Source organism: Streptomyces sp. NPDC007189 (genome assembly GCF_040703635.1).
Classification (GTDB): domain Bacteria; phylum Actinomycetota; class Actinomycetes; order Streptomycetales; family Streptomycetaceae; genus Streptomyces.
The window spans coordinates 86,882-98,143 of the sequence record NZ_JBEYEY010000013.1 but is presented as its reverse complement, the minus strand read 5'-3'; the positions used below and the strand labels follow the sequence as shown (position 1 = coordinate 98,143).

General features: G+C 72.3%; 8 protein-coding genes. 7 read left to right on the top strand and 1 reads right to left on the bottom strand.

Annotated elements, in window-relative coordinates; genetic code table 11:
- Positions 1–71: 71 nt before the first annotated feature.
- The gene (serC, locus tag AB0950_RS25400; protein ID WP_360160188.1) at positions 72–1,190 is read right to left on the bottom strand and encodes a phosphoserine transaminase; all 1,119 of its coding nucleotides are present in this window, start codon (positions 1,188–1,190) and stop codon (positions 72–74) included.
- Between the two features lie 157 nt (positions 1,191–1,347).
- Between serC and AB0950_RS25395 the strand changes: the two genes are divergently transcribed.
- From AB0950_RS25395 to AB0950_RS25365, 7 genes are all read left to right on the top strand, one after another.
- Positions 1,348–4,242: an FAD-linked oxidase C-terminal domain-containing protein gene (locus AB0950_RS25395; protein WP_366779477.1), complete on the top strand. Its 2,895-nt coding sequence runs from the start codon at positions 1,348–1,350 to the stop codon at positions 4,240–4,242.
- Positions 4,239–5,030 carry a metallophosphoesterase family protein gene (locus AB0950_RS25390; protein WP_360160186.1) on the top strand — a complete coding sequence of 264 codons (792 nt, stop codon included), beginning with the start codon at positions 4,239–4,241 and terminating at the stop codon, positions 5,028–5,030. Before AB0950_RS25395 ends, AB0950_RS25390 begins: the two co-directional genes overlap by 4 nt.
- 264 nt (positions 5,031–5,294) lie before the next feature.
- A complete protein-coding gene (locus AB0950_RS25385) occupies positions 5,295–6,416 on the top strand; it encodes a peptidoglycan bridge formation glycyltransferase FemA/FemB family protein (protein ID WP_366779476.1) in 1,122 nt (373 codons plus the stop codon).
- 170 nt (positions 6,417–6,586) lie between these two features.
- Positions 6,587–6,718, top strand: coding sequence for a hypothetical protein (locus AB0950_RS25380; RefSeq protein WP_360160184.1), 132 nt, complete (start codon positions 6,587–6,589; stop codon positions 6,716–6,718).
- 103 nt (positions 6,719–6,821) lie between these two features.
- Complete coding sequence (locus tag AB0950_RS25375; RefSeq protein WP_366779475.1) at positions 6,822–8,813, top strand: ABC transporter ATP-binding protein; 1,992 nt, start codon at positions 6,822–6,824, stop codon at positions 8,811–8,813.
- A gap of 128 nt (positions 8,814–8,941) precedes the next feature.
- Entirely contained in the window at positions 8,942–9,874 is a 933-nt protein-coding gene (locus tag AB0950_RS25370; protein ID WP_366779474.1) for an EamA family transporter, read from the top strand.
- A gap of 119 nt (positions 9,875–9,993) precedes the next feature.
- The gene (locus AB0950_RS25365) at positions 9,994–11,085 is read left to right on the top strand and encodes a hypothetical protein (protein ID WP_366779473.1); all 1,092 of its coding nucleotides are present in this window, start codon (positions 9,994–9,996) and stop codon (positions 11,083–11,085) included.
- The last annotated feature ends 177 nt before the right edge of the window (positions 11,086–11,262 follow it).

The following is an 11,262-nucleotide window of genomic DNA, read 5'->3' as shown; positions in this document are numbered from 1 at the left end:
GGGACTGCGCACCAAGAAGGGCGCCCGGTGGCGATCACCGGGCGCCCTTCAGCGTCGTACGCGCCGCGAGGTCAGAGCCTCTCGATCACGTAGTCGACGCACTTCGTCAGCGCCTCGACGTCCGCCGGGTCGATCGCCGGGAACATCGCGATGCGCAGCTGGTTGCGGCCGAGCTTGCGGTACGGCTCGGTGTCCACGATGCCGTTGGCGCGCAGCACCTTGGCGACGGCGGCCGCGTCGATCTCGTCGGAGAAGTCGATCGTGCCGATGACCTGCGAGCGCTTGGCCGGGTCCGCGACGAACGGGGTGGCGTACTTGGACTCCTCCGCCCAGGAGTACAGGCGGGTCGAGGAGTCCTTGGTGCGGGCGGTGGACCAGGCGAGACCGCCCTGGCCGCCCAGCCACTCCAACTGCTGGTTCAGCAGGAAGAGGGTGGCGAGGGCCGGGGTGTTGTACGTCTGGTTCTTGCGGGAGTTGTCGATCGCCGTGGGCAGGCTGAAGAACTCCGGGACGTGCCGGCCGGAGGCGTGGATCCGCTCGGCGCGCTCGATCGCGGCCGGGGAGAAGATGCCGATCCACAGGCCGCCGTCGGAGGCGAACGACTTCTGGGGCGCGAAGTAGTAGACGTCGGTCTCGGCGACGTCGACCGGGAGGCCGCCCGCGCCGGAGGTGGCGTCCACGAGGACGAGCGCGCCCTCGTCGGCGCCGGCCACGCGCTTGATCGGCATGGCGACACCGGTGGAGGTCTCGTTGTGGGTGAAGGCGTAGACGTCGACGCCCGCCTCGGCCCGCGCCTCGGGGTGGCTGCCGGGGTCGGCGGAGATCACGGTCGGCTCGGCCAGCCACGGGGCGAGCTTGGCGGCCTTGGCGAACTTGGAGGAGAACTCGCCGAAGCTCAGGTGCTGGGACTTGCTCTCGATCAGGCCGTGGGTGGCGATGTCCCAGAAGGCGGTCGAGCCGCCGTTGCCGAGGATCACCTCGTAGCCCTCGGGCAGGGAGAACAGTTCGGAGATCCCCTCGCGGACCTTGCCGACCAGGTTCTTGACGGGCGCCTGGCGGTGGGAGGTGCCGAGCAGGGAGCTTCCGGTCGCGGCGAGGGCGTCGAGCGCCTCGGTGCGCACCTTGGAGGGGCCCGCGCCGAAACGTCCGTCGGCGGGCTTGATGTCAGCGGGAATCTGGATGTCGGCCACGACTCGGAGGGTATCCGGTGGGCGAAACCGGGCGGAACCGTGTCCGTCCGATGAGACGAGATCACCGGGCACCGGACTCGTGAATTCGTACGACGATATGTGCGAGGCTGTGGAAAACTCTCGGTGACTGTCCGTGAGCGGATGCATCCTGGGACGCATGACGGATGACTCGGGTCTCGAAGCGGAGCTGCGCGGCGCCGTCCGGGGCGAGGTCGGTTTCGACACCGCCTCCCGGGCGCTGGTCACCATGGACGCGTCCAACTACCGGCGCGTCCCGCTGGGCGTGGTCGCCCCGAGAGACGCCGACGACGTGGCCGCGGTGCTGGAGGTCTGCCGGGCGCGCGGGGTGCCGGTGGTGGCGCGCGGCGGGGGCACGTCGATCGCCGGACAGGCCACCGGCACGGGCGTGGTGCTCGACTTCACCCGGCACATGAGCGGCCTGCTGGAGCTGGATCCCGCCACCCGTTCGGCCGTCGTCCAGCCGGGTCTGGTCCTCGACCGCCTCCAGGAGGCCGCCGCCCCGCACGGCCTGCGCTTCGGCCCCGACCCGTCCACGCACAGCCGGTGCACGCTCGGCGGGATGATCGGCAACAACTCCTGCGGCGCGCACTCGGTGGCCTGGGGCACCACGGCCGACAGCGTGCGCGAGCTGTCGGTGGTGACCGCGCGGGGCGCCCGGCTGCGGCTCGGGCGGGACTGGGCCGGGGCGCCGGACGGGCTGCGCGACCTGGTCGAGGGGGAGCCGGCCCGGCTGCGCACCGGCTTCCCGGACCTGCCCCGCCGCATCTCCGGGTACGCACTGGACGCGCTGCTGCCCGAGAAGGGCGCCGATGTCGCCCGCTCCTTCTGCGGCTCCGAGGGCACCCTCGCCATCCTCACCGAGGCGGTCGTACGGCTGGTGCCGGCCCCCCGCGCGCGTGCCCTGGCCGTGCTGGGGTACGGCGAGGAGAGCGCCGCCGCCGAGGCCGCGGCGGGCCTGCTCGCCCACGGGCCGCTGACCGTCGAGGGCATGGCCGCCGACCTGGTGCGCTCGCCGGCCGGGCTGCCCAAGGGCGGCGCCTGGCTGTTCGTGGAGACCGGCGGGGAGTCGGCGGCCGAGGCACGCGCGCGTGCGGAGGCGATCGTCCGCGCCGCCGACGTGGTCGACTCCCTGGTGGTGACGGACCCGGCCGCCCAGCGCACCCTGTGGCGCATCCGCGAGGACGCGAGCGGCACGGCCACCCGGATGCCGGACGGCAGCGAGGCGTGGCCCGGCTGGGAGGACTGCGCGGTGCCGCCCGCCCGGCTCGGCGCCTATCTGCGGGACTTCCGCGCCCTGCTGTCGGCGCACGGCCTGCGCGGCACGCCCTACGGCCACTTCGGCGACGGCTGCATCCACGTCCGGATCGACTTCGACCTGCTCACCGAGGCGGGCATCGGCCGCTTCCGCCGCTTCTCCGAGGAACTGGCCGACCTGGTGGTGGCGCACGGCGGCTCACTGTCCGGGGAGCACGGCGACGGACAGGCCCGCGCGGAGCTGCTGCCGCGGATGTACGGCGCGGAGCTGGTGTCCCTCTTCGAGCGGGCCAAGGCGCTCTGGGACCCGGACGACCTCCTGAACCCCGGAATGCTGGTCCGCCCGGCCCGGCTGGACGAGAACCTCCGCTTCTCGGTGCTGCCCCGCGAGCCGGTGGACGTGGCCTTCGGCTACCCGGCCGACGGCGGTGACTTCCGCGCCGCCGTCCGCCGCTGCGTCGGCGTCGCCAAGTGCCGTACGACGACCGTGTCCGGCCCGGCCGTGATGTGCCCCTCCTTCCGGGCCACCGGCGAGGAGGAGCACTCCACGCGCGGCCGGGCCCGGCTGCTGCACGAGATGCTGGCCGGCGACCCGGTCACCGGCGGCTGGCGCTCGACCGAGGTGCGCGACGCCCTCGACCTGTGCCTGTCCTGCAAGGGCTGCCGCTCCGACTGCCCGGTCGGCGTCGACATGGCCACCTACAAGGCGGAGTTCCTGCACCACCACTACGCCGGCCGCCGCCGCCCCGCCGCCCACCTCAGCATGGGCCGCCTGCCGCAGTGGCTGCGCTGGGCCGCCGCCACCCGCACGGCCCCCCTGCTCAACGCCCTCGCCTCGGTCGCCCCGTTGGCCGCCGTCGGCAAACGCCTGGGCGGCATCGCGTCCGAACGGGAGATTCCCCGGCTGGCGACGCGGACGTTCACCGGGTGGTGGCGCCGCCGCAAGCCCGCCGGGGGCGGCAGCGGCACGCTGGTGGTGCTGTGGCCGGACACCTTCACCGAGCATCTGTCGCCGTCCGTCGGCCGGGCCGCCGTGCGGGTGCTGGAGGACGCCGGGCTGCGCGTGGCCCTGCCGCCGACGCTGCTGGTGCGCGGGGGCGGGATCGGCGCCGGCCGGAGAAGGCCGGCCCTCGCCCTGCTCACCGCCCGCCGGGCCCGGGTCTGCTGCGGCCTCACCTATGTCTCCACCGGCCAGCTCGACCACGCCCGCAGGGTCCTGCGACGCACCCTGGACCTGATGGAACCGGTGCTGCGCGCCGGGGCCCCGGTCGTCGTCCTGGAACCGAGCTGCGCGGCGGCCCTCCGCACCGACCTGCCGGAGCTGCTGCACGACGACCCGCGCGCCGCCCGCCTCTCCGCGGCCGTCGTCACCTTCGCCGAGGCCCTCCAGCGCTACGCCCCGCACTGGACCCCGCCCGCCGTGGACCGCCCGGTCGCCGGCCAGACCCACTGCCACCAGCACGCGGTGCTCGGCGACACCCCCGACCGCCGGCTGCGCGAGGCGGCGGGCCTCACCGGCGAGCTGAGCGGGGGCTGCTGCGGCCTGGCGGGCAACTTCGGCTTCGAGAAAGGCCACTTCGAGGTGTCGAAGGCCTGCGCGGAGGAACAGCTCCTGCCGTCGGTCCGCGAGGCGCCTGCCCAGACGGTGATCCTCACCGACGGCTACTCCTGCCGCACCCAGCTGGAGCAACTGGCCGGGGTGCGGGGCCGGCACCTGGCGGAGGTGCTGGCGGAGGCGCTGGACCATTCCGGCCGTTCGGCAGGAGAGCCGCAGTGACCGGGGCGGCGAACGCCGAGGAATACGGCAGGGTGGCCGTGCTGTCCGACATCCACGGCGTGCTGCCCGCCCTGGAAGCGGTCCTTGCGGAACCGGAGCTGGCCGCCGCCGACCGGATCGTCCTCACCGGCGACATCACGGCCGGCCCCCAGCCGGCCGAGGTGCTGGACCTGCTGCGCGGCCAGGGCGAGCGGGTGCTGTGGCTCGGCGGGAACGCCGACCGGGAACTCGTGGAGTACCGGCGCGGCGAACGCACACGGATCCCGGACCCCATCGGCCCGTACGCGGCCGGCGCCCTGCGCGAGGACCAGGTCGACTTCCTCGCCGGCCTGCCCCGCACCCTCACCCTGCGCGTCCGCGGCCTCGGCACAGTCCTGTTCTGCCACGCCACGCCGCGCGACGACGAGGAACTGGTCCTGGTGGACTCCCGCCCGGCCCGCTGGGCGGAGGTCTTCACCGGACTCGACCCCGGCATCGGCACGGTCGTCTGCGGCCACACCCATATGCCGTACGTCCGCCTGGCGCACGGCCGTATGGTGGTCAACCCGGGCAGCGTCGGCATGCCCTACGGCCGCCCCGGCGCCCACTGGTGCCTCCTCGGCCCCGGCACCGACCTGCGGGTGACGCCGTACGACATACCGGCGGCCGTCGCCCGGCTGGTCCAGGAGTGCGCGTACGAGGGGATCGCCGAGTGGGCCGACTACTTCCTGTACGGCCGGGCGACGGACACGGAGGTGCTGGCCGCATGGGGGCCGAAGGACGGACGGCAGGCGGGTGCATCGGGGTGAGCCGTGCGGGGTGAGCGAAGCGCAGGGGCTTGTCCGGTACACGGCACAGGCGTACACGGCACGCGGCTCGGCGTCGGCTGGGCCTGCTCGGTATCGGTTCGGCCCGCTGGGCACTGGCTCCGCCTCGTCCGATTGCCCGCCCGGATTCGGCCGGACGGTGCTGGGAGAGGCCCGCGGCAGGTGAGGGGGTGCTCGCTTGGAGGGGTGCGCCCGTGCGGGCCTCCCTAGGGTGAGGGGACCGGCGACGATCTCCAAGGAGCGCGCATGACCCTCACCCTGCGGACCCTCACCCGCGCCGAGCACCTCGCCTTCGTGGCGGGCCGTCCCTCCGTCAGCCATATGCAGGTGCCGTCGTGGGGGGAGGTGAAGCAGGACTGGCGGGCGGAGAGCCTCGGCTGGTTCGAGGGCGACGGACGGCTCGTCGGGGCCGGGCTGGTGCTGCTGCGGCCGCTGCCGAAGCTCAGGCGCTACCTGGCCTATCTCCCGGAGGGGCCGGTCATCGACTGGGACGCGCCCGATCTGGAGCGCTGGCTGGAGCCGATGCTCGCGCACCTCAAGGGGCTGGGCGCGTTCTCGGTGAAGATGGGCCCGCCCGTGGTGGCCCGGCGCTGGAGTCCCGAGGCGGTCAAGGCCGCGATCGCCGACCCGGACGCGCACCGGCTGCGGGACGTGCCGCCGACCTCCTCCGAGCAGCGCGCCGCGGACCTGGCCGGCCGGCTGCGCCGGATGGGCTGGCGGCAGTCCGAGCCGGGCGGCGAGGACGGCTTCGCCGTAGGCCAGCCCCGGTACGTGTGCCAAGTGCCCTTCGCCGGACGGTCGTTGGACGACATCCATCGCGGGCTCAACCAGCAGTGGCGGCGTAACATCAAGAAGGCCGAGAAGGCGGGCGTGAAGGTCGTCCGGGGCGGTTACGAGGACCTGCCGGCCTTCTACGAGCTGTACACCGAGACCGCCCGCCGGGACCGGTTCATCGCGCGCCCGCTGCCGTACTTCCAGCGCATGTGTACCGCGCTCACCGCCGAGGACCCCGACCGGATGCGGCTGTACCTCGCCCACCACGACGGCGACCTCCTCGCCGCGGCCACGATGCTGGTCGTCGGCGGGCACGTCTGGTACTCCTACGGCGCCTCCACCGCACGCAAGCGCGAGGTGCAGCCCAACAACGCGATGCAGTGGCGGATGATGTGCGACGCCCACGAACTCGGCGCGCACGTCTACGACTTCCGCGGCATCACCGACACCCTGGAGGAGTCCGACCACCTCCTCGGCCTGCTCCGCTTCAAGGTGGGCGCGGGCGGCGAGGCCGTGGAGTACGTGGGGGAGTGGGACTTCCCGCTGAACCGCATGCTGCACAAGGCGCTTGACCTCTACATGGCCCGCCGCTGAGGAAGCTCTCAGCTTCTCAAAGCAACTCCCAGCATTTCCCAGGGGATTCACAGCGCCCCTTTGCCATTTTTGCCGTTGAGGCGGATGGGCGGCGTGTACGTTCTTCGGTGTGGGGTTCCGGACGCGGAATTCTGCAGCACACAAGTACAGCGCGACACAAGGAGTCGAAAATGAGCCTCAAGAAGCTCGCCCCGCTGCCCCCGAAGCCGAAGAAGCACCTCCCGGCCCCGCCCCCGCCGAAGCACAAGAAGAAGCACGAGCGGAAGCCGCTGCCCAAGCCGCTGCCCGGCCAGGACCACTGAACCGGCTGAGCGGGCGGTGAAGTGAAAGGGGGCCGATGGTGCACCGTCGGCCCCCTTTTGTTTTTCCCGCAGGATGGTGATCCGAAAGAAGAACGGAAATTCAATGGGCGAAGAGCACGACGAGTACGCGGACGCGGACGAATACGAGACCACCGAGACCCCGACCATTCCCGCCCGGACGGCATTCCGCCGTTTCTGGCCGCTGACCAAGGGGCTCAGAAAATGGCTGCTGGCCGTGTGGCTGTGCACGGTCCTCGCCGCGCTCGCCGAGACCGAGGCCATCCTGCTGTTCAGCGACCTCACCGACCACGCCCTGCAGCGGGGCTCACCGGCCGCGTTCTGGAGCCCGGCGGGCAAGTGGCTCGGGATCGCCGTGGCCGGCGCCGTTGTCGCCTACGCCGGCAACTCCCTCGCCGCCTGGGTGACCGAACGCTTCGTGATGCGGTTGCGCGAGCACGTCTTCGACCACGTCCAGCAGCTGCCGCCGCACTTCTTCCAGCGCCACCGCCAGGGCGACCTGCTCTCCCGGCTGACCAGCGACGTCGAGGCGATCGAGACGATGGTGGTGTCCGGCCTGGTCGGCGCCGCCTCGGCCGCCTTCTCCGCCCTCTTCTACGCGGCCGCCGCGTTCTGGCTGCGCTGGGACCTGGCCGCGGCCACCTTCGTCCTCGCGCCCCTGTTCTGGCTGGCCGCCCGCCGCTTCTCCGGTTCCATCAAGGACGTCTCCCGCGCGGGCCGGGTCGCCGACGGCGCGATCACCTCGGTGGTGGAGGAGTCCCTCGGCAACATCGTGCTCACCCAGGCCTACGGCCGCCGGGACGCCGAACGCCGCCGGCTGCGCGAGGAGGCGGGCGCCTGGTTCCGCGCCTCGGTCCGCTCCACCCGCCTGAACGAGGCGTACGAGCAGCTCGTACAGGTCATCGAGACGGTGTGCGTGCTCGCCGTGATCGGCATCGGGGCCTGGGAGATCTCCACCGGCCGCATGACCCTCGGCCAGCTCCTCGCCTTCGCCGCCTTCCTCGGCTACCTCTATCCGCCGGTGCGCGGCCTGGCCCAGCTCGGCCTCACCGTCACCGCCGCCACGGCCGGCGCCGAGCGGCTCATCGAGATCCTGGACGTCCGCCCCTCGGTCGCCGACCCGCGCCGGCCCGCGGACACCGGCCGCCCCGACGGCACGATCGAGGTCAGGGACGTCACCTTCCGCTACCCCGGCGCCGACAGCACCGCCCTCGACGACCTCTCCTTCACCGTCAGCCCCGGCGAGCTGGTGATCGTCACCGGCCCGAGCGGCGCCGGCAAGTCCACGGTCTCCAAGCTCCTGCTCCGCTTCTACGACCCGGACGCCGGCGAGATCCTCCTGGACGGCGTGCCCCTGCGGGACTTCCCCCTGGCCCGCCTGCGCGAGTACGTCACCCTGCTGCCGCAGGAGACCCTCGTCCTGCACGACACGGTCCGCGCCAACATCGCCTGCGGCCGGCCCGGCGCCAGCGACCAGGCCATCGAGGAGGCGGCGCGGGCGGCCGACGCGCACGACTTCATCGTCCGGCTCCCCGACGGCTACGACACCCGGGTCGACCCCCACTCGGCCCGCCTGTCCGGCGGCCAGCTCCAGCGCCTGGCCATCGCCCGCGCCATCCTGCGCGACGCGCCCGTCCTGGTCCTGGACGAGCCGACGACGGGCCTGGACGCGATGGCCGCCCGCCGCGTCGTGAAACCCCTGCGCCGCCTGATGACCGGCCGTACGACGATCATGATCACCCACGACCTCAACCTCGCCCCCGACGCCGACCGCATCCTCGTCGTCGACCGGGGCCGCATCGTGGAGACCGGCCGCCACGACGAACTCCTCGCCCGAGGCGGGGCCTACGCCCGACTGCACCGTTCACAGAACAACGCGGTGACGGACACGGGTGAACTACGCATGCCGCTGTGGGAGGCGCAGAGCCCGGCGCCGGTGTACGAGCAAGCACCGGCGTACCACCAGCAGTACGACTACACGGCCTACCCCTCCTACTCCTCCTACACCCCAGTCCCCACCACGCTCCCCGACGGCCGCCCCCTCTTCCGGGACGAGGAGGTCTGGCCGGGCACCTGACCGGGCCCGGCACCGGATCCCACCATCCGGGACAGCTCCTTAAAGGGTTCACGCACCTGTCGAAGTCCATTACCCTGGACTCGGTAGTACATCGAGATGAACGAACCCGATCAAGTACAGGACCGCCCGTGACCGCCACCTCCAGCACCGCCACGCCGACTCCGGTCACCCCCGTCGAAGGGCCGCGCCGCTTCGGCTCGTTCGGTCCCGTCGGTCTCGTGCTGGCCGGCGGCATCTCGGTCCAGTTCGGCGGCGCCCTGGCGGTGACCCTGATGCCGAGGGCCGGTGCCCTGGGTGTCGTCACCCTGCGCCTGCTCGCGGCGGCGGCGGTCCTCCTGGTGGTGTGCCGCCCCCGGCTGCGCGGCCACTCCCGCGCCGACTGGGGCACGGTGATCGCCTTCGGCATGGCCATGGGCGCGATGAACGGCCTCTTCTACGAGGCGGTCGCCCGCATCCCGCTGGGTCCGGCGGTCACCCTGGAGGTCCTGGGCCCGCTGACTCTGTCGGTCCTCACCTCCCGCCGCGCGATCAACGCGCTGTGGGCGGCCCTGGCCCTGTTCGGCGTCTTCCTGCTGAGCGGTGGAGGCTTCAGCGACCTCGACCCCACAGGTGTCGCATTCGCCCTGGGCGCCGGCGCCATGTGGGCGCTCTACATACTCTTCAGCGCCCGTACGGGCCGGCGCTTCCCCCAGGCGGACGGCCTGGCCCTGGCGATGGCGGTGGCCGCCCTCCTCTTCCTCCCCCTCGGCATCGCCTCCGCCGGATCCCGCCTCCTCAACCCCACGACCATCGCCCTCGGCTCGGCGGTGGCCCTGCTCTCCTCGGTCCTGCCCTACACCCTCGAACTCCTCGCCCTGCGCCGCCTGCCCGCCTCCACGTTCGCGATCCTGATGAGCCTGGAGCCGGCGGTAGCGGCCACGGCCGGCTTCCTGATCCTCGGCCAGTCCCTCTCCCTGACCGAGGCCGCCGCCATCACCCTGGTCATCGCGGCAAGCATCGGCGCGGTCCGCACCCAGGTGGGCCGTGGCAAGCCCAGGGTGGAACCGGTCCCGGAGGCCTGACGTCGCAGCCTTGTTACAGGCCATGGCGCGAACTTGATGCCGCGTCAAGCAATCTCGTTACCATTCATTCGCACGTGTGATGCGTGCCTGGCTGGTACGGAGAAGGCGGTTGACGGGGGATGGGCTACGTCCTGCCTGGATGGCTCGACGAGATCCTGGATTACATGGGCATCAAGGTCCCGAATGCCACCATGACCTATCCACGCATCACTGCGGAGCTCCTCGCCCAGGAGGAACTGCCGGGCCTTGAGAGCCGTTCACGCAATCATCTCGACACCTTCCTCGTCCGTGATCGCGCCTGCTGGCTGGTCTCCGAGCGCGAAGGCAGTGTCGTCGTCGGTCGCGTGGCCTCGGACCCGGACCGGGTGCTGGCCGAGCGTCGCTCCTGGCCCGTGCCGCGGCCGGGGCAGAACCAGGGCTTCGTGTCACCCTTGCCCGACGCAGGCTTGGCGACCGTCGACCGCGGCCTCGTCACGGTCTACGGCCAGGACGGCAGCCCGCGATGGACGTACGAGTTCCAGCCGTGGCCGGATGAGGACACGGCCGGCGGCGCCTGCGTTCCCGTAGGCACGGCCGGTCGTCTGCTCGTCACGACGACTGGTTCCATCGGTGACGACGGGCTGCTTGGAGCAGATGTGTGCGTCTGTCTCGATCTGGCCGACGGCCGACCTGTCGCAGAGGCCGAGCTGCCCTCGGCGACGGCGGGTTACGTGTTCCAGCAGTCGCTCACCGATCCGGCGCAGATCTTCCTGGACGCGCTGATGGGCGACACCTGCTTCTCCCTGGAACTGTCCTTGGAAGACGACGCGGTACATGTGCGGCCCGTCGGTGACGACGACGAACCGTTCGCCGGGGTGAGTCTCCGTGGCGCGGTCCTCAAACTGGACGTCGGGGGGCAGTGGCTGACGCGCTGCGTGACCGGCCAGGAGGACACCTTCGTCGAAGCCGAGGACGTACTTCCGCAGGGGCTGCGCTTCGTGGGGCACCGGCCTGGTCTCCTCGACGAGGGCCGCGTCCTGGCAGCAGCCGCCGCGGAGCAGGGTTCGGACGCCAACCGTCACCTGATCCTCGACGGCCACACCCTCCAGCCGGTCGCCGAGGTCGACTACCCCGGCACGACGTGTTACGACCCACTGGCCCTCGGCGACGGGACATGGCTGACGACGGAGGAGGACGTGGTACGCCGGTGGCGGGTGACCGGCGCGGAGTGAACCCGCCGACGGCCCGCCTCGCCGAGCCGGGCGGCGGGAGCGCAGCGACCGGGGGCGGGTGAACTCCGGCCCGCCGCACTGACGAGAGCCGCCACGGTGCCGCGTATCAGCCGCCCCGTGCCCACGACACCCCACCGGTCGGCGCGTTGGGCGGCGCTTCCGTGGTGAGTGGCGGTT

Excerpts from the sequence above, each read along its gene's own strand:
- AB0950_RS25365 (WP_366779473.1), top strand. The coding sequence starts at position 9,994 with ATGGGCTACGTCCTGCCTGGATGGCTCGACGAGATCCTGGATTACATG.
- AB0950_RS25375 (WP_366779475.1), top strand. The coding sequence starts at position 6,822 with ATGGGCGAAGAGCACGACGAGTACGCGGACGCGGACGAATACGAGACC.
- AB0950_RS25385 (WP_366779476.1), top strand. The coding sequence starts at position 5,295 with ATGACCCTCACCCTGCGGACCCTCACCCGCGCCGAGCACCTCGCCTTC.
- AB0950_RS25380 (WP_360160184.1), top strand. The coding sequence starts at position 6,587 with ATGAGCCTCAAGAAGCTCGCCCCGCTGCCCCCGAAGCCGAAGAAGCAC.
- AB0950_RS25395 (WP_366779477.1), top strand. The coding sequence starts at position 1,348 with ATGACGGATGACTCGGGTCTCGAAGCGGAGCTGCGCGGCGCCGTCCGG.